This window comes from Alcaligenes sp. WGS1538, from assembly GCF_043187505.1.
GTDB lineage: Bacteria > Pseudomonadota > Gammaproteobacteria > Burkholderiales > Burkholderiaceae_B > Alcaligenes.
In genome coordinates this window covers 1,358,742-1,380,204 of record NZ_CP171109.1, presented here as the reverse complement: position 1 = coordinate 1,380,204, position 21,463 = coordinate 1,358,742, and the positions used below count along the sequence as shown (strand labels likewise).

The 21,463-nt window shown below is 67.0% G+C and carries 21 protein-coding genes; 8 read left to right on the top strand and 13 right to left on the bottom strand.

Going from position 1 to position 21,463, the window contains the following annotated elements:
- Window positions 1-222: 222 nt before the first annotated feature.
- The 3 genes from ACF3ND_RS06395 to ACF3ND_RS06385 all read right to left on the bottom strand — a co-directional run bounded on the left by ACF3ND_RS06395 (window position 223) and on the right by ACF3ND_RS06385 (window position 3,215).
- On the bottom strand, window positions 223-690 hold the full coding sequence (locus ACF3ND_RS06395; protein WP_394065240.1) for a MarR family winged helix-turn-helix transcriptional regulator: 468 nt from the start codon (window positions 688-690) through the stop codon (window positions 223-225).
- Window positions 687-2,606, bottom strand: coding sequence for an FUSC family protein (locus ACF3ND_RS06390; protein WP_394065239.1), 1,920 nt, complete (start codon window positions 2,604-2,606; stop codon window positions 687-689). Before ACF3ND_RS06390 ends, ACF3ND_RS06395 begins: the two co-directional genes overlap by 4 nt.
- Before the next feature lie 159 nt (window positions 2,607-2,765).
- Complete coding sequence (locus ACF3ND_RS06385; RefSeq protein WP_394065238.1) at window positions 2,766-3,215, bottom strand: GNAT family N-acetyltransferase; 450 nt, start codon at window positions 3,213-3,215, stop codon at window positions 2,766-2,768.
- Window positions 3,216-3,468: 253 nt separating this feature from the next.
- Here ACF3ND_RS06385 and ACF3ND_RS06380 point away from each other — a divergent pair, with 253 nt between their 5' ends.
- The gene (locus ACF3ND_RS06380; RefSeq protein WP_394065237.1) at window positions 3,469-5,175 is read left to right on the top strand and encodes an FMN-binding glutamate synthase family protein; all 1,707 of its coding nucleotides are present in this window, start codon (window positions 3,469-3,471) and stop codon (window positions 5,173-5,175) included.
- Window positions 5,176-5,200: 25 nt separating this feature from the next.
- Here the strand turns inward: ACF3ND_RS06380 and ACF3ND_RS06375 are convergent, their stop codons facing one another.
- Window positions 5,201-5,362 (bottom strand): hypothetical protein, encoded by a 162-nt coding sequence (locus ACF3ND_RS06375; protein ID WP_394065236.1) that lies wholly within the window; start codon window positions 5,360-5,362, stop codon window positions 5,201-5,203.
- 81 nt (window positions 5,363-5,443) lie between these two features.
- On the opposite strand from ACF3ND_RS06375, the gene ACF3ND_RS06370 reads away from it, so the two are divergent.
- The 4 genes from ACF3ND_RS06370 to ACF3ND_RS06355 all read left to right on the top strand — a co-directional run bounded on the left by ACF3ND_RS06370 (window position 5,444) and on the right by ACF3ND_RS06355 (window position 7,651).
- Entirely contained in the window at window positions 5,444-5,854 is a 411-nt protein-coding gene (locus ACF3ND_RS06370) for a hypothetical protein (protein WP_394065235.1), read from the top strand.
- A 57-nt stretch (window positions 5,855-5,911) separates the two neighbouring features.
- A complete protein-coding gene (locus ACF3ND_RS06365) occupies window positions 5,912-6,529 on the top strand; it encodes an SCO family protein (protein WP_394065234.1) in 618 nt (205 codons plus the stop codon).
- Between the two features lie 19 nt (window positions 6,530-6,548).
- A complete protein-coding gene (locus ACF3ND_RS06360) occupies window positions 6,549-7,019 on the top strand; it encodes a copper chaperone PCu(A)C (protein ID WP_394065233.1) in 471 nt (156 codons plus the stop codon).
- Window positions 7,020-7,321: 302 nt separating this feature from the next.
- Entirely contained in the window at window positions 7,322-7,651 is a 330-nt protein-coding gene (locus ACF3ND_RS06355) for a PsiF family protein (RefSeq protein ID WP_394065232.1), read from the top strand.
- Between the two features lie 88 nt (window positions 7,652-7,739).
- Here the strand turns inward: ACF3ND_RS06355 and ACF3ND_RS06350 are convergent, their stop codons facing one another.
- Window positions 7,740-8,318 (bottom strand): DJ-1/PfpI family protein, encoded by a 579-nt coding sequence (locus ACF3ND_RS06350; RefSeq protein WP_394065231.1) that lies wholly within the window; start codon window positions 8,316-8,318, stop codon window positions 7,740-7,742.
- Window positions 8,319-8,584: 266 nt separating this feature from the next.
- Between ACF3ND_RS06350 and ACF3ND_RS06345 the strand changes: the two genes are divergently transcribed.
- Window positions 8,585-9,157, top strand: coding sequence for an HdeD family acid-resistance protein (locus ACF3ND_RS06345; RefSeq protein WP_394065230.1), 573 nt, complete (start codon window positions 8,585-8,587; stop codon window positions 9,155-9,157).
- Between the two features lie 57 nt (window positions 9,158-9,214).
- On the opposite strand, the gene ACF3ND_RS06340 is transcribed toward ACF3ND_RS06345, so the two are convergent.
- The 8 genes from ACF3ND_RS06340 to ACF3ND_RS06305 form a co-directional block, all read right to left on the bottom strand.
- Window positions 9,215-9,826: an HAD-IB family hydrolase gene (locus ACF3ND_RS06340; protein WP_394065229.1), complete on the bottom strand. Its 612-nt coding sequence runs from the start codon at window positions 9,824-9,826 to the stop codon at window positions 9,215-9,217.
- A 67-nt stretch (window positions 9,827-9,893) separates the two neighbouring features.
- Window positions 9,894-11,273 (bottom strand): NCS2 family permease, encoded by a 1,380-nt coding sequence (locus ACF3ND_RS06335; RefSeq protein WP_394065228.1) that lies wholly within the window; start codon window positions 11,271-11,273, stop codon window positions 9,894-9,896.
- A 345-nt stretch (window positions 11,274-11,618) separates the two neighbouring features.
- Window positions 11,619-12,920, bottom strand: a complete 1,302-nt coding sequence (locus tag ACF3ND_RS06330; RefSeq protein ID WP_394065227.1) for a sulfatase — start codon at window positions 12,918-12,920, stop codon at window positions 11,619-11,621.
- A 9-nt stretch (window positions 12,921-12,929) separates the two neighbouring features.
- Window positions 12,930-13,898, bottom strand: coding sequence for a Bug family tripartite tricarboxylate transporter substrate binding protein (locus ACF3ND_RS06325; protein ID WP_394065226.1), 969 nt, complete (start codon window positions 13,896-13,898; stop codon window positions 12,930-12,932).
- A gap of 27 nt (window positions 13,899-13,925) precedes the next feature.
- Window positions 13,926-14,879, bottom strand: a complete 954-nt coding sequence (locus tag ACF3ND_RS06320; RefSeq protein WP_394065225.1) for a tripartite tricarboxylate transporter substrate binding protein — start codon at window positions 14,877-14,879, stop codon at window positions 13,926-13,928.
- A gap of 163 nt (window positions 14,880-15,042) precedes the next feature.
- Entirely contained in the window at window positions 15,043-16,788 is a 1,746-nt protein-coding gene (locus ACF3ND_RS06315; RefSeq protein ID WP_394065224.1) for an FUSC family protein, read from the bottom strand.
- On the bottom strand, window positions 16,775-17,824 hold the full coding sequence (mdtN, locus tag ACF3ND_RS06310) for a multidrug transporter subunit MdtN (protein WP_394065223.1): 1,050 nt from the start codon (window positions 17,822-17,824) through the stop codon (window positions 16,775-16,777). Before mdtN ends, ACF3ND_RS06315 begins: the two co-directional genes overlap by 14 nt.
- Window positions 17,825-17,831: 7 nt before the next feature.
- The gene (locus ACF3ND_RS06305) at window positions 17,832-18,086 is read right to left on the bottom strand and encodes a YtcA family lipoprotein (RefSeq protein ID WP_394065222.1); all 255 of its coding nucleotides are present in this window, start codon (window positions 18,084-18,086) and stop codon (window positions 17,832-17,834) included.
- A 227-nt stretch (window positions 18,087-18,313) separates the two neighbouring features.
- Between ACF3ND_RS06305 and ACF3ND_RS06300 the strand changes: the two genes are divergently transcribed.
- Together ACF3ND_RS06300 and ACF3ND_RS06295 are read left to right on the top strand one after the other, a co-directional pair.
- A complete protein-coding gene (locus ACF3ND_RS06300) occupies window positions 18,314-19,942 on the top strand; it encodes a Na+/H+ antiporter (protein WP_394065221.1) in 1,629 nt (542 codons plus the stop codon).
- Between the two features lie 44 nt (window positions 19,943-19,986).
- Window positions 19,987-21,453, top strand: coding sequence for an amidohydrolase family protein (locus tag ACF3ND_RS06295; protein ID WP_394065220.1), 1,467 nt, complete (start codon window positions 19,987-19,989; stop codon window positions 21,451-21,453).
- Window positions 21,454-21,463: the final 10 nt, after the last annotated feature.

Genomic DNA, 21,463 nt, shown 5'->3' with positions numbered 1-21,463 from the left:
AAACAAGGAGTGTTTATTCAAACATAAAGCAGGAAAGGACGAAACCCGGCCCGGCTCCAGGGATTCTCCGAATGAGTCGAGCGGTAAGCGGGCGTTGCGGCCCGGGATGGAAAACGAGGCGCCCGACCCTGGCGGCGGCCCTTGCCATGGCGAGGACGGACAAGGCCGCGGCTCGCCCCGATCCGCAAAGACGCGCGACGCGGCGACCTGCCCGGAGAGTCCCTAGAGCTCGAACAGACCGGGAACCTCGGCCGGACCCTGGCCCAGATTGCGCGCCAGCACCTGGAAGCAGCGCAAGGCCGCCTGCATGTCCCGTGGATCCATGCCTTCGAACAGGCGCGCGCGCAACTGGCGCAGCAGATCCAGCACATGATCGTGAAAGGCGCGCCCCTTGTCCGTCAAACGGATCAGGCGGGCGCGCCGGTCCTCTTCGTCGGGCACCCGCTCCACCAGCCCGCCCGCCTGCAACTGGTCGATGACGCGCACCAGCGTCGGCCCTTCCAGGCGCATCATCTGCGCCAGCTGTCCCTGACGCGTCTGGTCGCCCAACTGGGCCAGATAGCGTATGGGCAGCACAGTGGCCTCGGACACGCCGTACTGGCGCAGCGCCAGGTCCAGCTCGCGCCGGTACAGGCGCGCCAGCACGACCAGGGACAGGCCGAATTGCTCTTCGAGCGATTGCTCCATCATGGCTTCCTCGCAAAATCCGCCCCGCCCCGGGCGGGGTAGGCGTAATCCAGGACCGGGCGGGCCCCGTCCAGGGCCTGCGCCACGTCCAGCACCGCGTCGGCCAGCACCGGGTCGGCGCACTCGGGAGCCAGCCGCGTCAATTGATTGGCCGCCTCGCGCGGCTGCCGCTCGAAGCCGTCCAGCAAGGCGCAGACATGCTGCACGCAGCCCCGCTGCCGCGGGCCCACGGTGGCCAGCCGCTGCAAGGCCACGATGCCATAGCCCAGATTGATCAGGGACACCGCCCCGCGCGGCGCCTCGGCGCCCGTCCACTGCAGCAGCCGCACCAGCTGGCGCGCCGCCCGGCTGCGCCAGGCCTGCACGTGGCGCGGCGGCTGGCGGCGTATCAGCGGATGGATTTCGCGCACCATGCGACGCGCCAGCGCGCGTCCCCGGGAGTGAGTGCGGCGCGGCAGAAAATAGAAAGCCGTGCAGACCACGGCCGAGCCCGCGATCAGGGCCGCCGATCCTTGCACGATGGCCGGCAGGGCCACGGCCGCCATGCCGGCCTGGCTGGCCAGCTGGAAGCACATATTGGCATCCAGCGCCCACAGCGCGGTAGGCCGGTTGGCGCGCGCCAGGCCGCCCGCGACCATGAAGGGCAGCACCGAAGCGATGACCTGCCAGTCCTGCGTCAGATGAAGCTGCACGGCATAGCGGTACAGCCCCGCCGCGCCCGCGCCCACGGCAATGCCGGTGAAAATGTATTTGGCCATCAACTGCGGCCGCGGCATGGAACCCAGAATCATGGAGAAGATGCACACGCCGATGGCGGCCAGCTCCAGGACCGGACTGCCCAGGGCGTAGGCGCCGGCGCCCGCCGCAAACCCGGCCGCGCCCGAAATGGCGCCGGTGCGCAGCGCCAGCGGCCAGTCCACCGCCGCCGCGGGGACGCGCACGGCGCGGATGCGGCGCTGCAACTGCTCCGGGCGCGGCGCGAACAGGCCCTGCCGGGCGCGCCGGATCTGCCCCATGGCGCGCCGCAGGCGCGCCAGGCTGACCTCCTGCCCGCCCGAAGCAGGGCGTTTCTCCAGCACGGCAATATCCTCCCCGTCCTGCAGGGCCTGGGCCTGGTCCAGCAGCCACTGCGCATGCGCAGGGTGACAGGCAAGACCGCGCGCGCGTTGCCGGGCGATCACCTGGCCGGCCGCGACCAGTTCGATGGCGGCATACAGCAAGGCATCCACATAGGGAATGCGCCGATAGGCGTCCAGCGAACCGGCGGCAGTCAGACGGGCCTGCGCGTCCAGTTCGCAGATTTCGCGCACCACGCGCGCGCTCAGGTTCCTGTCCTCTTCCTGGAATCGCGGGCCCAGATGGTGAGCCGCCAGGCGCAAGGCGTCGGCGGCGAGCTGGCGCACGCGTTGGTAATAATCGGCGCGGCGGCTGTGCGGAGTCGCCCAGCCCGAGATCAACGTCGCGACCAGCACCCCGATCAGGGTGCATTCCACCCGCGACAAGGCCAGTTCGACAGACGCCTCGGGCGCCAGCACGGAAGGCAGCACCACCACGGCGGCGGTGATGCCGGCCAGCATGGGCATATAGCTGTGGGCGCCGCGCAGCACATGGGTCAGCGCCGAGCCGGCCGCCACCACCAGAGCCATGCTCAGCAATTGCAGATAAGGATCGGGCAGGTGCAGGAAGGCCAGCCCCAGCGCCGCGCCCAGCAAGGTGCCGCCGACGCGAAACAGCGCACGCTCGTAGATCAGGCCTCGCGACGCCTGGGAAATCACCCAGACCGGCATGGCCGCCCAGTACGGGTTGTCCACGCCCAGCAGCACGGCGATCGTGAAGGACAGCCAGGCGGCCAGCGCCAGACGCAGGCCCTGCCGGACCGAGGCCCGGTCCAGCTGGATCAGCTTGGAAGAAGAAGACATGGAAATGGGAAACGGCTAAAGCTCAATTATATAGTTAGCTTAGCTATCTATTTAAGAAGCGTTCCGTAACAAAAAGAATCATGCCCAGACTTCATGCTTGTTCCTGGACTGGGCCCGCCCCGTCTCGGGCTCGCCGGCTCTCCGCCAGGCTCCCGGCCATCAAGTCCGCTCTTTTTCCAGCCGCATCATGATGTGGGGAATGCCCGCGTCGTCGAAGATCGCGCCGTATTCGACAAAACCGCGCTTGCGGTAGAAGAGCTGCGCCTGGCACTGGGCCGCCAGGCGCAGCTCCGCGTGCCCCGCCTGCCAGCCCAATTCGATCAGGTGATCCAGGATGCGCCTTCCCAGGCCGCTGCCCCGCCAGGGCGCGGCGACCGCCAATCGGCCGATGTGGCCGTCGGCCAGCAGACGTCCCGTGGCGACGGGCCGCTCGCCCTCGTAAGCCACGACATGCACGCTGAGCGGGTCCTGAGCGTCCACCTCTTCCTCCAGGGGCACCTTCTGCTCCTGCACGAATACCGCCAGACGGACCTGCAGCGCCTGCTCGCCCAGTTCGTCCCACGTTCCGGTGCGCAGGCGCAGCGCCTGCGCCTCCTGAATGCTTTTCATGCTTTTTTTCCTGTGAAACCAGCGGCGGCACGCGACGTGCGCTCCAGCCTTGCGGCCCGGCCGGCCTGACCGCGATGCGGAAGCGCTTGCGGCGCCGCATCGCCCCGTCCTTGCCTGACCTCGCCGTCGACGGCGAGGTTTGCGCAGAGGCACATGGCCAAATCGTACTGCGCCGTTCTATGATGTATCGATTCCGGCGTCCCGACCCACGAGGTCGAGCTTGCCGTCGTGTTCATTTTTGGCAGGAGTCATTATGCAACAGTGGCTGACACGCTACACAGCCTTCTATGTGATCATCGCCCTCACCGTCCTGTCCCTGCTGCTGGCCCTGGTCTCGGGCGCCGGCTGGCTGTGGGTGGCCGTGCCGGGCATGGCGCTGTGCGCGCTGGGCCTGGTGGACCTGACCCAGACGCGCCACGCGATACGCCGCAACTATCCCGTGATCGGCAACCTGCGCTTTCTGTTCGAAGCCGTCCGCCCCGAGATACGCCAGTACTTCCTGGAAAGCGACACCCAGCAGCTGCCCTTTTCCCGCGCCGACCGCTCCCTGGTCTACCAGCGCGCCAAGCAGCAAGTGGACAAGCGCCCCTTCGGCACCCAGCAGGAGGTCTACGGCAACGGGTACGAGTGGATCAACCACTCCATGAACCCCACCCACATCACCGATCCGGAATTCCGCATCAACGTGGGCAGCCCCGCCTGTACCCAGCCCTACTCCCTGTCCGTGCTGAACATCTCGGCCATGAGCTTCGGCGCCCTGTCGGCCAATGCCGTGCTGGCCCTGAACAAGGGCGCGCGCATGGGCAATTTCGCCCATGACACCGGCGAAGGAGGCGTCAGCAGCTATCACCTGCGCCACGGCGGGGACCTGATCTGGAACATAGGCTCGGGCTATTTCGGCTGCCGTGACGAGCAGGGGCGCTTTTGCCCGGAACGCTTTGCCGAGCGGGCCACCCAGGATCACATCAAGATGATAGAGATCAAGCTGTCGCAGGGCGCCAAGCCCGGCCACGGCGGCATCCTGCCCGGCGCCAAGGTGACGGCGGAGATCGCCGCGGCTCGCGGCGTGCCCGAAGGCGTGGACTGCAATTCGCCCTCGCGCCACAGCGCCTTCTCCACGCCCGTGGAGCTGATGCGTTTCGTGGCGCAGCTGCGCGAATTGTCCGGCGGCAAGCCGGTGGGCTTCAAGCTGTGCATCGGCCACCCCTGGGAATGGTTCGCCATCGCCAAAGCCATGCTCAAGACCGGCATCACGCCGGACTTCATCGTGGTGGACGGGGCCGAAGGCGGCACGGGAGCGGCGCCGGTGGAATTCGTGGACCACGTGGGCACGCCGCTGCGCGAGGCCCTGCGCCTGGTGCACAACACCCTGGTGGGCATAGGGCTGCGCGAGCAGATCCGCCTGGGGGCCTCGGGCAAGATCATCAGCGCCTTCGACATGGCGCGCATCATGGCCCTGGGCGCGGATTGGTGCAACAGCGCGCGCGGCTTCATGTTCGCGGTGGGCTGCATCCAGGCCCAGGCCTGCCACACCGACAAATGTCCCACCGGGGTGACCACGCAGGATGCGCTGCGCCAGAAGGCGCTGGTGGTGGACGACAAGTCCCTGCGCGTGGCGAGCTTTCATGCCAACACCCTGAAGGCCCTGGCCGAACTGCTGGCGGCCGCCGGCCTGGAGCATCCGGCCGAACTGCGCCCGCACCACATCGCCCGGCGCATCAGCAACGGCGAAGTGCGCGTGCTCTCGGCCCTGTTCCCGGATCTGCAGAAGGGCGAGCTGCTGCGCGGCCACTACCGCCAGACCATCTTCCGGGTGGGCTGGCCCATGGCCAATCCCGATTCCTTCGAACCGGCCTACAGCCTGAGCAAGGCGCTCTCCAGCCTGAACGACGAGGCCGAACCCGACGAACCCCTGAAAAAACAGGATTCGGCCGACAGCGCGGGACAGGCGCTGGCCTGATCCCCGCAGGCAGCGGCGGCGCGCCTCAGCGCGACTGCCGCACCGCTCCCACGCCCACGTCCATTTCCCCGTACACCTGTACGCCCGAACGGCTCAGGCCGGGGTCGCCGCCGCTATCGCGCGCCGCGCAGGCGCCCAGGCTGGCGGCCATCAGTACAAGGGCCACGGCCCGAACGACTTGTCGCATATCAACTCCTTCACGATTGCCTCCCACTGTGCCAGAAAATCCCGCAAGCGGGGTTTCCAACTGTACTAGAATGCAGGGATCATGATGAGGCACACGGCACTTTTCCCGCATCGCTCAGGCAGCCGGCTCCTGCTGGCCCTGGCGCTGTGCGCGCTGCTGCTGCGCGGCCTGATCCCGGCCGGCTACATGCCGGCCTCCGGCCCGGACTACGCCGGCGCGCTCACCTTCTGCGTGCAGGCAGAGCCCGGCCTGGCAAGCTGGAGCGGGCAGGCGCCCCCGCCCGTCCAGGACGGCCATGCCGCCCATCCGGCCTGCCTTTTCGGCCAGGCCCAGGCGCAAGGCGTACTGCCCCTGAGCGACGCTGCGGCCTGGGCGCCGGCCTTCCTGCCCGTGCATACCTGGAACGCCGCCGCGCCGGCTCCCGACCCGCTGCTGCCCATGCCCGGCCCCGCCGTGGGCGCCCGCGCTCCTCCCGCCCTGCTGCTTTCCTGACGGCATCTTGCGCGGCCGCCACCGGCCGCACCATTCTGAATCTAGCGGGACTTACCTATGAAGGCTTCACAACCACGCCGCCGGCTGCTGCTCGGCCTGCTGGCCGCGCCCCTGGCGCTGGCCGCCTGCAAAGACGAGGCGCCCAGACAGGCCGCCTTGACCAATCTGGAAGGCGTCAACATGAGCGGCGCCGATTTCGCCAAGGATTTCAGCCTGACCGACACCGAAGGGCAGCGGCGCACCCTGGCCGACTACCGCGGCAAGATCGTGCTGATCTTCTTCGGCTTCACCCAGTGCCCCGACGTCTGCCCCACCGCGCTGACGCGCGCCGTGGACATCAAGGAGCAGTTGGGCGAAGACGGCGACAAGATCCAGGTCCTGTTCATCTCCGTGGACCCGGAACGCGACAGCAACGACGTATTGCGGGCCTATATGCAGGCCTTCGACCCCAGCTTCGTGGCCTTGCGCCCCAGCGCCGAAGAACTGGCCAAGACGGCCAAGGACTTCAAGGTCTTCTATCAGAAAGTGCCCACCGGCTCCAGCTACACCATGGACCACAGCGCGCTGACCTACGTCTACGACGCGAACGGCCGCCTGCAGCTCGCCCTGCGCCACACGCAGACCACCGAGGAAGCCGTGGCCGACCTGCGCCAGGTGCTGGCCCTGTCCCGCTGAACGAACAAGGAATTTCATCATGCAACGTACCATTGTTTCCTCCCTGCTCTCCCTGGCCCTGCTGGGCGCCGCCGGCCTGGCCCAGGCCGAAGTCACCGTCACCGATCCCTGGGTGCGCGCCACCGTCGCCGGCCAGCAGGCCACCGGCGCCTTCATGAAACTGCAGTCCTCCGACAAGGCCCGCCTGGTCGGGGTTCGCAGCCCGCTGACCGAACACGCCGAAGTGCATGAAATGGTCATGGACAAAGAAGTCATGCGCATGCGCCAGGTGCAGCAGATCGAACTGCCGGCCGGCAAGACCGTGGAGCTCAAGCCCGGCGGCTACCACATCATGCTGCTGGGTCTGGACAAGCAGGTTCAGGAAGGCACGGACGTGGACCTGACCCTGCTCGTCGAGACCGACGCCGGCCAGAAGCAGGAAATCACTGTCCGCGCGCCCGTGCGAGCGCTCAACGCCAAGGCGGGCGGCCACGGCCACAAGGCCCATTGAAGGGCGGATGCAAATTACGGGTTTTCCTTAATTTGCAAGGCAAAGCCGCCGAGCGTAAAGTGAAGTCACTGACACAGCGTCAGTGAGCTGCCCTAAAACCGCAGCTTTCCTCAACTGCCATCATGGCAGTTCACCGCCGCAAAAGCGGCAAACAGGCCCTACCGCAACGGTAGGGCCTTCGTGTTTTCAGCTCTGTTCAATTGCTGACATTTCCCATCTGGTACGGGCTGGCGCCCTGGATTATGCTTGGCGCAAGGCTGCCGACCGGCAGGCCTTGTTCCTGACCTTTGGGGAGAATCTTCATGAAACTGGCCCTGACCCTCGCTTCGGCGGCAAGCTCCTTGTTTCTTCTGGCCGGCGCCGTCCACGCCGCCCCGGCTGCGGATGCCGCCAAGCCCCTGACCCCGCAACAGCAACGCATGAGCACCTGCAATGCCAACGCCAAGGACCTTGCCGGCGACGAACGCAAGGACTTCATGAGCCGCTGCCTGAAGGGCGAGATCACCCAGCCCGAAAAAGCGCTGAGCGCTTCCCAGCAGCGCATGCGCGACTGCAACGCCCAGGCAAGCGCCAAGGCCCTGAAAGGCGACGAGCGCAAGACCTTCATGAGCACCTGCCTGAAGGCGCAATGATCCCCGCCTGGTCTGGCGGCGGAATGAACGCCGGTCGGCTTTCCGCCGGCCGGCGTCCTGTTCCGGCTGACCCGGACCATGCCGCCGGCTAGTGCGAGATCGTCGTCCCCAGCACCTTCAGAAACTGCGCCAGCCACTGCGGATGCGCGGGCCAGGCAGGCGCGGTGACCAGCTTGCCGTCCGTCACGGCCTCGGTCACGGCAATGTCCGCGTAGCGTCCGCCCGCCAGCTCCACATCAGGGCGGCAGGCCGGATAGGCTGAACACTGGCGGCCCTTCAGCACATCGGCGGCAGCCAGCAGCTGGGCGCCGTGGCAGACCGCCGCCACCGGTTTGTCGGCCTGGAAGAAATGGCGCACCATCTCGATCACGCGCGGATTCAGGCGCAGGTACTCGGGACCGCGGCCGCCCGGGATCACCAGCGCGTCGTAGTCCTGCTCGCGCACCGCATCGAAATCCGCATTCAGGCGGAAGTTGTGGCCCCGTTTCTCCGAATACGTCTGCTCGCCCTCGAAATCATGGATGGCCGTGGCGATGGTGTCGCCGGACTTCTTGTCGGGGCAGACGGCGTCCACCTGGTGGCCCACCGCCAGCAAAGTCTGGAACGGCACCATGGTCTCGTAATCTTCACAATAATCACCGCAGATCATCAGGATCTTCTTGCTCATCACTGCTCCTTTGACTATGGACACAAGCCCCGCTGCACCAGGGCGCAAGCCGGACGCGGGCCGCGCCGGCAACCAGCCCATGATGGCCCAGCCAGATGGCAGGCGCAAGACAGCCGGCGCTGCGTGCGCGGCGCAGGCAAGCATGACGGCGGTCACGGACGGTGCTGGACCGGGCCTGGCCCAGGTCTGATCCACGCTAGGCCGGCGCGCGCGACTGCGGTACAGTAGATATGTCATGTATGGTTTCTTCTTACAGGAGCACGCATATGGCCTTAGCCCCCCAAGACCGCAATCCCTCTGAACTGCTGCGCCAGTTGCCCTTGAAACCCGGCTGGCTGATCGGGCTGGGCATTGCCCTGATCATCCTGGGCCTGCTCGCCCTGGCCTACATCGTGGGCGCCACGGTCGCCAGCGTCGTGTACGTGGGCGTGCTCATGGCCATCGGCGGCGTCCTGCAGCTGGCCCACGCCTGGAGCGCCAAGGGCTGGAAAGGCTTTCTGCTCTGGAGCCTGAGCGGCGTGCTCTACCTGCTGGCCGGCGTGGTCGCCATCAGCAATCCTCTGGTAGGCGCCACCATCCTGACACTGATCTTCGGCGCCTTTCTGATCGCATCGGGCGTGTTCCGGCTCTGGGTCTGGTTCCAGAACCGCGCCCAGCCCGGCGGCGGCTGGCTGGCCGTCTCGGGCCTGATCACCCTGGCCGCGGGCCTGATCATCGCCGTCGGCTGGCCCGGCAACAGCGTCTGGGTGCTGGGCCTGATCCTGGGCATAGACCTGCTGACCCAGGGCTGGGCGACCTTGCTGCTGGGCATGGCCATCAAGCGGGCCGGCCCGCGGTAAGCCTCCCCGCCAACAAAAAACCGCTCCGTGGAGCGGTTTTTTATCGCCATCAGCCCATTACTCCGGCAGGCGGGGCAACGCGGCCTGCGAACCGCGCAGCCAGGGCCGGCGGGTACAGGCCAGCATGGCCGCGTCGCCCTGGCTGTCCCCATAGGCCATGTCCAGCTGCACCGCAGGCGTGCCCAGCCAGCCCTGCAGGCGGCGCACTTTCTCTTCGCCCCAGCAATTGGCGCTCTTCAAGCCGATATAGCGGCCCTGGGCATCGAAACCCAGTTCAGTGGCCAGCACCTGGGCCAGGCCTTCCTGCCGGGCCCAGATGTCCAGGTAAAGAGAGGGGGAAGCGCTGACCAGCACCACGGTGTCGCCGCGCCGGCAGTGTTCGCGCAGACGCTCCAGCATCTCCGGACGCAACAGCCTGGGCAGGTGGCGGCTTACATAAGCCTGGGCCAGGTCCTCCAGTTGCCGGCGGTCCAGGCCCGCCAGGGCGCTGGCCAGGAAGCGCGCCTTGATGGCCTGGCGCCGCGCCGGTCCGCGATCCAGGCGCGCCACACGCGGCGCGCAGGCCAGGTAGGCTTTCAGGCAGACGCCCCAGCCGCGCATGCGCCGCACGAAGTCCTGCAGGCTGTCCCTGTCGGTGATCGTGCCGTCGAAGTCAAAAGCTACCAACACGGGCGCCCCTTTCTGTCTGGAAAACAGGCAGTTTAAGGGCAAAGGGCGCCCTTCTCAAACCATCGCCCTACAAAGCCCAGCCGCCCAGATAGAACACGGCCAGGGCCACGGCGATCAGCACCGTGCCCACATTGAGCTTGTTCAGCTCGCCGGCGAACAGGCGCCCCAGCACCAAGGTGCAGAAACCCAGCATGATGCCGGTCACGATATTGCAGGTCAGCACGATGAAGACGGCGCAGACCAGCCCGGCCATGGTGTCCACCGAATCCTCGGTGTTCAGGTGGCGCACGCCGCCCAGCATCAGCAGGCCCACGTACATCAGGGCGGGCGCGGTCGCGTAGGCGGGCACCAGCGCCGCCAATGGGGACAGGAAGATCAGCGCCAGAAAGCCCAGGCCCACTACCACGGCCGTCAGGCCCGTGCGCCCGCCGGCCGCCGTGCCGGCCGCCGATTCAATATAGGCCGCTGCCGGAGCGGCGCCCAGCGTGGACGACACCATGGAGCTGACCGAGTCCGTGGTCAGCGCGCGGCTGCCATTGATGATCTGGCCCTTGTCATCGAGCTGGCCGGCTTGGCCCGCCACGGCGCGGATGGTGCCGGTGGCATCGAACACGGCCGTCATCACCAGGGCCAGCACGCTGGGCAGGACCACAGCGTTCATGGCGCCGCCTATGTCCATGGCGCCGATCAGCGAGTGTTCGCCGCCCAGCGCCGGCATGGCGAACAGGCCCGTGAAACGCACGGCCGGATCGAAAGCCAGGCCGATGGCCGACAGGACCAGGATGACGATCAGGATGCCTCCGGCCACGCGGCGGCGCTCCAGGCCGAAGATGGCGGCCAGCCCCAGCACGGACAGCCAGACCGGCATGGCCGTGACATCGCCCAGCGCCACCGGCAGGCCGGCGCCGGCGTTGCGCGTGACCAGGCCGACTTCATTGGCGGCGATCAGCAAGAGGAACAGGCCTATGCCTATGCCCGTGCCGTGGGCGATGCCCAATGGCAGATTGCGCAGGATCCAGGTGCGTATACCCGTGGCGGAAATGGCGGTGAAGATCACCCCCATCAGGAAAATCGCGCCCAGCGCCACGGCCGGGGTCAACTGCTGGCCCAGCACCAGGTCGAAGGCCGTGAAGGCCGTCAAGGAGATCGCGCAGCCCACGGCAATGGGCAGATTGGCCCAGAAACCCATCAGCAGCGAGCCGAAGGCGCTGGTCAGGCAGACCGCCACGAACACCGCCGACGTATCGAAACCGGCCTTGCCCAGCATGGACGGCACCACGAAGACCGAATACACCATGGCCAGGAAGGTGGTCAGCCCCGCCAGGATCTCCTGGCGCAGGGAGCTGCCTCGCTCCCGGTAGGCAAAATGTTTCTCCAGCCAGCCGCCGGCCGTCGGGGCTTCCAGGGCCTGCTGCCCCGCCCGCAATGCGGTTTCTTGCTCAGCCATGATCCATGCTCCTTTATCAGTATTTGATGTCTGAAACGGTGCTTTGCCGTCATCAGGAATCATTAATGGACAGACCCGCCCCCGACAGGGGAGCGGCATCCCTCATGGCCTGAACCAGGAGCGTGCGCCAGGCAGCGGCCAGCACCCGTCCTGCCCGCGGGAAAACGCAGGCATGCATGCGGAAAAGAAATAGGTGAGCGGGGGTCGTCTCCTCCCCGACCGGCGCCTTTGCGGCGTTTCTTCTGATCCCGGCAATGGGAAATGAGGCCCCATTCTACGAGCCGGCCCGGCGCGGAAAATCACGTCAAGGTAATGAGGGTTATCAGGCTCCGGCCGGAACACGCTTCAGCGCGACGGCATGTCGCAGGGCCCATAGACCAGGTCCGCGCGCGCTTCGGGCGGGATGGGCGGCATGCTGCGCTCCCATTGCAGGTAGCGTTCGCGCATATTCTGCAGGCGCGCGGGATCGCGCCGCGCCTGATTCGCCCGCTCGCGCTCGTCCTGCCCCAGATTGAACAGGTACTCCAACTCGTCCACCTTCAGGTATTTCCAGTCTCCCTGGATCAAGGCGCGCTGGTCCCGATGCTTCATGCGCCAGAACAGCGGCCGCTGCACGTCCGGACCTGGTCCGCCCTGCAGCAGCGAGGCCAGCGACACGCCATCAGGCTCGAAGCCGGCGCGAGCCCGCACGCCCGCCAGCTCCCAGAGCGTCGCCGTCCAATCCATGGTCATGCACGGGACCGCGCACACTCCGGGGCGCACCGCCGCCGGCCAGTGCGCCAGCAAGGGAACCCGGATGCCGCCCTCGGTCAGATCCATTTTCCCGCCGACCAGAGGCCAATTGTTGGAATAGCGCTCGCCGCCATTGTCGCTGGTGAACACGACCAGGGTGTCATCGAGCAGATCCTGCTCGCGCAGCGTCTGCATCAGAACGCCTATGCCCTCGTCCATCTCGCGGATCATCTGCTGGTAGACATGGATGGAGCCGCTTTCCAGATCGCTCAACGCGGCCGGAAGCTCGTACTGCGCATCATGCAGCATGGCGCGCGTCTGCCACGGCCAATGGGGAGCGGTGTAGTGCAGGCTGAGCAGGAACGGCTCCCTGTCCCGGCCACGCTGGCGCACGAACTGCACGGCGCGCTCGCTGAACAGGTCCGTCAGGTAGCCCTGGGCCCGGATCGGCTCGCCATCGCGGTACAGCGCCCCCTCTCCTTTGTTGTCCGTATGGCGCAAATAGTCCGCCCCGCCCGACAGAATGCCCCAATGCTCCTGATACCCGCTTTTCAAGGGACCGAAGTGCGGCGGATAGCCCAGATGCCATTTGCCGATCAGGGCGGTCCGGTACCCTTTTTCGCGCAGCAAAGACGGCAAGGTGGGATGCTCCGGGGGCAGGCCGGCCACCTTGTCGCCCTTGAAGCGCGGCGTCAGCGGCTCGTGGGCGCCGCCGCGCAGACGATACTGGTAGCGCCCCGTCATCAGGGCGAAGCGTGTCGGCGAGCAGACCGGCGAATTGGCATAGGCCCGTGTGAAGCGCAGGCCATTGCGGGCCATGCGATCCAGATTCGGACTGGTATCCGGCAAGCCGCCGTAGCATCCCAGGTCCGCATGCCCCAGGTCGTCGGCCAGAATGAAGACGAAATTGCTCATCCCGCTCCCTTACAAAGTGCCCGCCAGGCCGGCATCGGTGATGACCTGCCGGTACCGGGCGCTGTCCTGGTCGATCTGTTGCTGGAACTCGTTCCTGCGCTTGATGGTCACGTCCATGCCCAGTTCGCGCAATTTGGCCGCCAGGCCGGGGTCGGACAGGGCCTGGACAAAGGCGTCCTCCAGCCACTGGCGCTGCGCGGGATCCGTATCCGCCGCCACGAAAAAGCCCGTCCAGCTGGCCACGTCCACCCCCGGAAACCCTGCCTCGGACGCCGCCGGCACCTGGGGCAGGATGGGCGTGCGCTCCTGGCTCGTCACCATCAAGGGGCGCAGCTTGCCTGCCTTCAGATGCGGCAGGGACGGGGCCAGGGCATCGATCAGCACGGGGACATGAGCCCCCAGCACCGCCTGCAGCGCCGGCGTGCTGCCATTGAAAGGCACGGGCGTGGGCGAGATGCCCGCCGCGCGCGTGACCACCTCCATGGCGATGCGGCCCGGCAAGGCTCCGTGTGCATACATGGCATAGTCCATCTGGCCTTGCTTGAGGCTTTCCACCCACTGCCCCACCGTCTGGATGCTGGACTCGGGCGCCACGCTCAGGACCAGCGGCATGAAGGTCGCCATGGCCACCGGCTCGAAATCCCTGGCGGGATCGTAGGCCGGCTCCTTGTACAGCACCGGATTGAACACCATGGTGGCGTCGATGGCCGTCAGCACGGTGTAGCCGTCCGGCTTGGCGCGCGCCACGTGACGCGCGGCAATCGTGGTGTTGCCGCCGGGCCGGTTCTCCACCACGATGGACACCGATTGCTGCTCGGCCACCTTCTGGGCGATCAGGCGCGACAGGGTGTCCGACCCGCCTCCGGGCGCGAACGGGACCACCATGGTAATGGGCCGATCGGGGTATTGCGCCTGGGCCGCGCCCGCCGGCATCGCTCCCGCCAGAGAAGCCATGGCCAACATATAGGCAAGTTTCATCGTCTCGCTCCGTCAATGAATGAAGAATCAGTCCAGCCGTATGGCCAGACGCTGGATCATGGGTCCATACAGCCGCGACTGCGCCTGGATGAACTGCTCGAAATCCTGGCCCGTGCGTATATCGACCAGCATGCCCTTGGCCTCCAGCCGGGCGCGTATGTCGGCCTGAGCCATGGCCTGGACGACGGCGTCCTGCATCGCCGCCACCGCCGCGTCCGGCGCCTCCCGAGGCGCGACCAGTCCCCACCAGCTAGAAAACGCCAGGGGCTGCCCCAGCTCGGCCAGCGTCGGAATCCGATCCGCCTGCGCCAGGCGCTCATCGGACGCCACGGCCAGCGCGCGCAGCCGTCCCTCTGCCAGCAAGGGGGCGCTGCCCACCAGCAAGTCGAACATGAAATCCACTTCGCCCGCGGCCAGGTCCGTCAGCGCCTGGGCCGCGCCGCGGTAGGGAATATGGTCGGCCTCCAGTCCCAGGTCGCGGGAAAACTGGGCGCCAGCCAGGTGCGCGACCGTGCCGATGCCTGCCGACCCATACCGCAAGCGGCGCTGCTGCCCCAAAGTCCGCACATCGTCCAGAGAACGGAGGCCGCTATCGGCGCGCACCAGCAAGAGCAAAGGGGCCTGCGCCAGCAAGGCGACCGGTTTCAAGCGCTCGGCCGCCTTTTGCTGTTCGGCGCCATGGAACAAATAAGGATTCAAGGACAGCAGGCCGGTGTGGGCGATCAGGAAATTCTGCTCGCCCGCCCGTTGACCCAGCGTGGCCTGGATGGCCGACATGCCGCCCGCGCCCGGCTTGTTCATCACCACCACAGGCTCGGCCAGCTGCCGGGTCAACGATGGCGCCAGGTCCCGGGCCAGCTGATCGACCGCTCCCGCTGGCGGAAACGGCAGGACAAGATTGATGGAAGCGGCCAGAGCGGCCAGCGGGTACAGACACAACAGCAGGATCCCCGCTCCCATCCGTAACATCGTCGCGCACATGAACACCTCCTTTATATTTAAAAAATATACTTCGGTATACTTTTAAATATAAAGTACCAACCCAGCAGTCTCCATGCTTGATTTCCCTAGTCTTTGAATGGCGACAGGACCGGCCCTGATCCGCGTTCCGCAGCACGGCAGGCAGCCAGGATCCGCTCGAACCTCAGTCCTGGCGCGAGACCTTCGCGTCCGCGCCTTGCAGGAATTGCTCCCGCAACTGCTCCCACTGCTCGGTCAAGGCCTGAACGGCTTGCGGCTCGGGCCGCAGTTCCTGCGGCTCCAGCTTCACCAGCGCCAGGCCGTACCGGGCCGCCGACAGGTCCTGCGCCACCCCGGCCGATTGCTGCACGGCCTGCGCGGGACGGCGGCTCCACAACTCTCCCAGTCCGGCCAGGCCCTGCGCCGCCCCGGCCAGGCGCTGGCGCACAGAACCAACGATGCTCACCGGCCAGACCAGGGTGAACATCAGATACATGACGGTATTGCCCAGCAGGATGCCCATGACGCGGTCGCGCGCCGAATCCAGATCGAAACTGGGACCAAAGCCCTGCAGAGTCACCAGATAGAACGCGAAGGCGATCTGTATGCCTGCATAGGAGATGCGCTCCGGCCCGTAGAACACCCAGGCCCCCAGCAGGGACACCAGGAACACCACGGCCATCAGGCCGCCGATATCCACCAGATGCGGCATGATGAACAGCACCGTCAAAAAGCCCAGCGCCGCGCCCGCCAGGCAGCCGGCGATGCGCAGCGCCAGCTTGTGCACGGTTTCTCCCGTCGATCCCAGGGCTGCCACATAACAGGTGATCATGGCGGTGTGGATGCCCTGCCAGTCCAGGGCGCTGTAGATCAGATAGCACAGCACGGCGGCCGCCGTCGCCTTCAAGGCGTGATGCTGATAGATGGGATTGGTCCAGGCATCGGGCACGAAGAAGGGTTCGCGCGGCGGATCGGCGCGCCCGATGGGCGTGACGCCCGCCAGAGACTGCAAGGCCTGATGCAGCTCGAGCGCCGCCGGGTCGCCGTCGGCCGGCGGCGCGGGCAGATCCACAGCCTGGGGCGCCAGACCTTGCTCCAGAGCCTGGGCGCCCTGTTCGCAGGCCCGGGCCAGCGCCAGGCCTTGCGCGGGATCCGCATCCGCTTCGCGCAACACGGCCACGGCCAGCAGGACGCGATACGTGCTCAGGATGGCCTGATCCAGTTCCTCCTGGCGCTGCGCCGGCAGCAGGTGGAACAGGCGCACCCAGCCCAGGCGCTTCTGCTGCTCGGTCACGCCCAGCGCCAGCTCGGCCCACAAGGCCTGCGCGTCCGCCCGCCCCTCCAGGCCTCGGGCGGCCAGGCGCAGGCGCGCGCCCAGTTCGCGGCGCAGCACCTTGTGCGGATACAGGCCAAAACACAGATTGAAGACCAGCACCAGGCCCATGGGGGCACTGGCCATCAGCCAGGCGTACAGCAAGGCGCGCGTGGCGATCTCCCCCACCGGCACGTAGCCCAGCAGCGTCAGCACAAAGGCGATCACCAGGGCGATGATGCCGCCCAGCGGACCCAGCTTGCTGGCCACGCCCAGAAACAGCAGCGCAAAAGATGTCAGCACCATGGCCAGCAAGCGCAGGGCCGGGTATTCGATGGTGAACTGGATCAGCGGCACCATCAGCAGCACGACCAGCGACACCAGCACCACCAGCGCCAAGGCCAGGACCGAGCTTTCGCCCGAATCGGACTTCATCACGAAGAAAATGACGAAACAGCTGACGGCGGATTCCGGGATGCCGTAGTTCATGGCCAGCATGACCATCAGGGCGCACAGGGCGGCGACCCGCCAGCTCAGCGCCAGGCGGCCGGGCGTGGGCCGCAGGTCCTGCAGGAGCGCCCGCCACAGGCCGGACTGGCTTGCGCTAGCAGTGGCCATCGGCGTGGATGATGGACGTGGCCGAGGCGCCCATGCGCATCAGGTCCTCGGGCGGCTGGTCCAGCCGGATGCGCACCGGAAAGCGCTGCGCCACCCGCACCCAGTTCAGGGACTTCTGGATGAAGGGCAGGCTGCGCGGCAGATTGATTTCTTCCTGGCTGCTGACGCCCCAGCCTATCTCCTCCACCTTGCCGCTCAGCTTGCGCGACGGATCGGCCAGCACATAGACCGTGGCGCAGGCGCCCGGGCGAATACGTTTCAGGTCGGTTTCGCGATACATGCCGGTGGCGTGCCAGGCGTCCGTGGCGACCAGGGTGAAGACCGACACGCCGGGCAGCAGGTGTTCGCCCGGGCCGGTGCGCAGGCCCACGATGCGGCCATTGACCGGCGCCTTGACCTGCGTGTGTTCCAGGTCGCGCTGCGCCATGGCCAGGCCCGCCTGGCGCATCTGCACCATGGCCTGCTCGGCCTGCGTGTCGCCCACCAGGGCCTGGGCGGCGCCCGCCTGCTCCAGGGCCTGCTTCAAGGTGACTTCCGCGTCCCGCATCAGGGTGTTGGCCTCGTCCAGCTGCTGCCGGGACACATAGCCCTTGGCCGCCAGATTGGCCAGGCGCCGCTGGCTTTGCGCCGCCATGGCCAGGTTCGTGCGGGCGCGGGTGATCTGCTCGTCGGCGATCGTGGCGTTGTGCCCTTCGGCGCGCACCGCCCGCTGCTTGACCTCCAGCGTGGCCTGCGCCAGCGCCAGTTCGGCCTGCGCCTGCTCCAGCCGCAACTGATAGAACACCGGATCCACCGTGAAGAGCAGTTCGCCCTGGCGGACATATTGTCCGTCGCGCACCGCCATCCGCTCGATGCGTCCCGGCAGCGAACTGGACACATGCACCACGTCCGCGCCCAGCACGGCATCTTCCGAGGCTGGATTATCCGCCGCGCGCTGCAGGTAGCGCCAACCCAGGACAAAGGCGGCGATGACGGCCGCGGCCGTCAACAGCCATGCCAGGCTCTTGCGGGAACGGGAATGCGATGGCGAAGTCATGGCGCGGTCACTCGAAGAAAAGAAGAAGCGCGGCAAACGCCAGGGCCAGCGTCATGCAGGCGTACACCGGCAGGCGGACCGGCAAGGCATCGTCCACGCCCGCCCGGATCAGGCCCCAGCGGATCAGCAGGGTCAGCACGATCGCGCCCAGTACGGCCAGCAGCCAGGCAGGAAAATAGGAACCGGCCAGATAGACCGTGGGTGCGCTGGAGCATCCCCCCAGCAGCGGCAAACTCATCATGCAGCCGATGCGCGCAAGCATGCGATGCTTCTCCGACTTTCTTCAAGACTATGAATGGCGCCTGCGCCTTGCGGTATTTACTCACGAACCCCGGCCATTGTACCGGCGCCCGCGCCGCGGGTCCTGCGCCCTTGCGCTTATTTATTCCATAACTAGACAGTATAGGCTTGCCCGGCGCGATTACGGTTATAGTGGGAACCACATTTCAGATCCGTTTTTTTCAAGCGCGCCATTTTCAGAAAAACTCCATGAATGACGTCAATCTGACCCTGACCATGCTGGCTGCCGTACTGATCAGCAACAGCCTGGTCAAGATGATTCCCTTTGCAGTGCCCGCGCCGCTGGTGCAGATCAGTCTGGGCTTCATGATTGCCGGCTGGTTCAATCATGGCATGACGCTGAATCCAGACCTTTTTTTCTATCTTTTTCTGCCGCCCCTGCTGTTTCTGGACGGCTGGCGCATTTCCAAGGAAAGTCTGATCCGGGATCGCATCGGCATTCTGGTGCTGGCTTTCGTGCTGGTATTCATGACGGTTTTCGGCCTGGGGCATCTCCTGCATTGGCTTATTCCCGCCATGCCGCTGCCCGTGGCCTTCGCGCTGGCCGCCATCGTCTCGCCCACCGACCCGGTGGCCGTGTCCGCCATCACCCGCCGGGTGCCGCTCCCTCCCCGGCTCAAGGCCATACTGGAAGGAGAATCGCTGTTCAATGACGCCAGCGGCCTGGTGGCCTTCCGGCTGGCTGTGGCGCTGGCCATGGGCGGCTCCTTTTCGATGGCCTCGGCCGGCCGCAACTTCCTCTGGCTGACCCTGGCGGGCCTGGCGGCGGGCGTGCTGGTCACGCGCGGCCTGTTGCTGCTGCGCAATGCCTTCGTGCGCCGCTGGGGCGAAGAGCCGGGCGCGGAAATCCTCTTCAGCCTGCTGCTGCCCTTCGCCGCCTACTTTCTGGCCGAGCAGCTCGAGGCTTCCGGCATCCTGGCCGCCGTGGCGGCCGGGGTCACCATGAGCTACGCGGAACTGTCGGGCAATGCCCTGGCCGCCACGCGCACCCAGCGCAAGGCCGTCTGGGACACCTTGCAGCTGAGCCTGAACGGCCTGATGTTCGTACTGCTGGGCGAACAATTGCCGGCCATCTTCCGCGGCGCCGTGCAGGTCGTGCAAGAGACCGGCCACCACAACCCCGCCTGGCTGCTGGTCTACGCCGTCGCCATCTGCCTGGCGCTGGTGCTGCTGCGGTTCCTGTGCGTCTACGGCTATCTGTGGCTGCGGCGCGGCCTGTCCCTGCTGGGCGCCAACCACGACACGGGCCAGGCCAACCCGCGCCTGGTCCTGGTGCTGTCGGTGGCCGGAGTGCGCGGCGCGGTGACCCTAGCCGGCGTCATGACCCTTCCCCTGCAACTGCCCGACGGCAGCCCGTTCCCCGCCCGCGACCTGGCCATTTTCCTGGCGTCGGTCGTCATCATCGTCTCCCTGCTGATGGCCAGCCTGAGCCTGCCGCCCCTGATGAAGAAGGTCAAGCTTCCCGAGCTGCATCGCCGCCAGGGCCAGGAGGAACTGGCCGACCAGGCCGCCCGCCAGGCCTGCGTGCAAAGCGTCGCGCACACCCTGAACGAGCTGATCGAGCAGAATCCCGATGTACCCGGCGAGCGCTACGCCGCCATGGCCAACCGCGTGCTGGCCAGCCTGAACCAGGACCGCGACGACGGCAAAGCCGCCGAGGATCCGGCCGAGCAGGATCTGGAGCAACGCATGCAGATGCAGGCCATCGCCGCCGCCCGCAATGCCGTATTCGCCCTGGCGCGCCAGCACCAGATATCCGATGAGATCGCCCGCGAGAAAGTCCGCCTGCTGGACCTGATCGAGGTGCGCATGTCCTGAGCCCGCGTCCAGCCCCAACCGCCCCTGACTCCAGAAGAACACTCATGCAGACCCATACCTATCTCGGCCAGTCCCGCGCCTCTCGCCAGCAACGACATGCCTATCGCCGCGGCCTGCCCGCCTGCGTCTGCGCCCATCCGGCCATCCCCCTGGTCCATCGGCGCCTGGACGCGGCCGCCGCGCCGGCGGCGCCGAACGGCCTGCCGGCCTTCCAGTCCGACAATGCCCTGGAGCAGAAGCCGCTCGCCCTGGCGCCCACGCTGTTCCTGACCAATCTGCGCCTGTTCGACGGCTTGCGCACGCAACTGCAGCAGGGCCTGGCGGTACAGATCGAGCAGGGCCGCATCGCCGCCATCGTGGACAGCGCGGACGTCCCGCCCGACGCGCCGACCCTGGACTGCCGCAACAAGGTGCTGATGCCCGGCCTGATCGATGCGCACTGGCACAGCCTGCTGTGCGGCGTGGACCAGATGACGGCCATGATGGCCGACCCCGCGGACCTGTACCTGATCGCCGCCAAGCAAGCCGAGCGCACCCTGCTGCGCGGCTTCACCACGGTGCGCGACGCCGGCGGCCCGAGCTTTGCGCTCAAGCGCGGCATAGACATGGGCCTGCTGCACGGCCCGCGCATCTACCCGTCGGGCGCCATGATCGCCCAGACCGGCGGCCATGCGGACTTTCGCATGCGCTACGAAGTGCCGCGCGCGCAAGACGAGCTGAGCCATACGGAGCGCGCCGGGGTCGCCTGCATCGCGGACGGCGCGGACCAGGTGTTGCGCCGCGTGCGCGAACAACTGATGCTGGGCGCCAGCCAGGTCAAGCTGATGGCCGGCGGCGGCGTGACTTCCCTGTACGACCCCCTGGAAGGCCTGCAGTTCAGCGATGCGGAGTTGCGCGCCGCCGTGGGAGCCGCCGAGGACTGGGGCACTTACGTCATGGTGCACGTCTACTGCGCCAAAGGCATACAGCGGGCCGTCAAGGCCGGCGTGAAGTCGATCGAACACGGCCAGCTGGCCGACGAGGAAACCGCGCGCATCATGGCCGGCGAAGGCGTCTGGTGGAGCCTGCAGCCCTTCCTGGGCGACGAGGACGCCAACACCCAGCGCGATCCGCGCAGCAAGGCCAAGCAGCAACAGGTCGCCGCCGGCACCTTGCGCGCCTATGAGCTGGCCCAGAAGCACCGGATCCAGACGGCCTGGGGCACGGACATCCTGTTCAGCCCGCAGCACCTGCCGCGCCAGGGCCACATGCTCGCCAAGCTCACCCGCTTCTACGATCCGCTGACCGTGCTGAAGATGGCCACCGGCGACAACGGCCGCCTGCTGCGCATGTCGGGCCTGCGCAATCCCTACGAGGGCGAGCTGGGCGTCATCCAGCCCGGCGCCCTGGCCGACCTGCTGCTGATCAACGGCGAGCCGGAGCAGAATCTGGACTTCCTGGATCAGCCCGAACAAGGCCTGGCGCTGATCATCAAGGACGGCAAGATCTACAAAAACACCCTCCCTGCCTGACCTCACGATC

Excerpts from the sequence above, each read along its gene's own strand:
- ACF3ND_RS06395 (WP_394065240.1), bottom strand. The coding sequence starts at position 690 with ATGATGGAGCAATCGCTCGAAGAGCAATTCGGCCTGTCCCTGGTCGTG.
- ACF3ND_RS06390 (WP_394065239.1), bottom strand. The coding sequence starts at position 2,606 with ATGTCTTCTTCTTCCAAGCTGATCCAGCTGGACCGGGCCTCGGTCCGG.
- ACF3ND_RS06385 (WP_394065238.1), bottom strand. The coding sequence starts at position 3,215 with ATGAAAAGCATTCAGGAGGCGCAGGCGCTGCGCCTGCGCACCGGAACG.
- ACF3ND_RS06380 (WP_394065237.1), top strand. The coding sequence starts at position 3,469 with ATGCAACAGTGGCTGACACGCTACACAGCCTTCTATGTGATCATCGCC.
- ACF3ND_RS06375 (WP_394065236.1), bottom strand. The coding sequence starts at position 5,362 with ATGCGACAAGTCGTTCGGGCCGTGGCCCTTGTACTGATGGCCGCCAGC.
- ACF3ND_RS06370 (WP_394065235.1), top strand. The coding sequence starts at position 5,444 with ATGATGAGGCACACGGCACTTTTCCCGCATCGCTCAGGCAGCCGGCTC.
- ACF3ND_RS06365 (WP_394065234.1), top strand. The coding sequence starts at position 5,912 with ATGAAGGCTTCACAACCACGCCGCCGGCTGCTGCTCGGCCTGCTGGCC.
- ACF3ND_RS06360 (WP_394065233.1), top strand. The coding sequence starts at position 6,549 with ATGCAACGTACCATTGTTTCCTCCCTGCTCTCCCTGGCCCTGCTGGGC.
- ACF3ND_RS06355 (WP_394065232.1), top strand. The coding sequence starts at position 7,322 with ATGAAACTGGCCCTGACCCTCGCTTCGGCGGCAAGCTCCTTGTTTCTT.
- ACF3ND_RS06350 (WP_394065231.1), bottom strand. The coding sequence starts at position 8,318 with ATGAGCAAGAAGATCCTGATGATCTGCGGTGATTATTGTGAAGATTAC.
- ACF3ND_RS06345 (WP_394065230.1), top strand. The coding sequence starts at position 8,585 with ATGGCCTTAGCCCCCCAAGACCGCAATCCCTCTGAACTGCTGCGCCAG.
- ACF3ND_RS06335 (WP_394065228.1), bottom strand. The coding sequence starts at position 11,273 with ATGGCTGAGCAAGAAACCGCATTGCGGGCGGGGCAGCAGGCCCTGGAA.
- ACF3ND_RS06330 (WP_394065227.1), bottom strand. The coding sequence starts at position 12,920 with ATGAGCAATTTCGTCTTCATTCTGGCCGACGACCTGGGGCATGCGGAC.
- ACF3ND_RS06325 (WP_394065226.1), bottom strand. The coding sequence starts at position 13,898 with ATGAAACTTGCCTATATGTTGGCCATGGCTTCTCTGGCGGGAGCGATG.
- ACF3ND_RS06320 (WP_394065225.1), bottom strand. The coding sequence starts at position 14,879 with ATGTGCGCGACGATGTTACGGATGGGAGCGGGGATCCTGCTGTTGTGT.
- ACF3ND_RS06315 (WP_394065224.1), bottom strand. The coding sequence starts at position 16,788 with ATGGCCACTGCTAGCGCAAGCCAGTCCGGCCTGTGGCGGGCGCTCCTG.
- mdtN (WP_394065223.1), bottom strand. The coding sequence starts at position 17,824 with ATGACTTCGCCATCGCATTCCCGTTCCCGCAAGAGCCTGGCATGGCTG.
- ACF3ND_RS06305 (WP_394065222.1), bottom strand. The coding sequence starts at position 18,086 with ATGCTTGCGCGCATCGGCTGCATGATGAGTTTGCCGCTGCTGGGGGGA.
- ACF3ND_RS06300 (WP_394065221.1), top strand. The coding sequence starts at position 18,314 with ATGAATGACGTCAATCTGACCCTGACCATGCTGGCTGCCGTACTGATC.
- ACF3ND_RS06295 (WP_394065220.1), top strand. The coding sequence starts at position 19,987 with ATGCAGACCCATACCTATCTCGGCCAGTCCCGCGCCTCTCGCCAGCAA.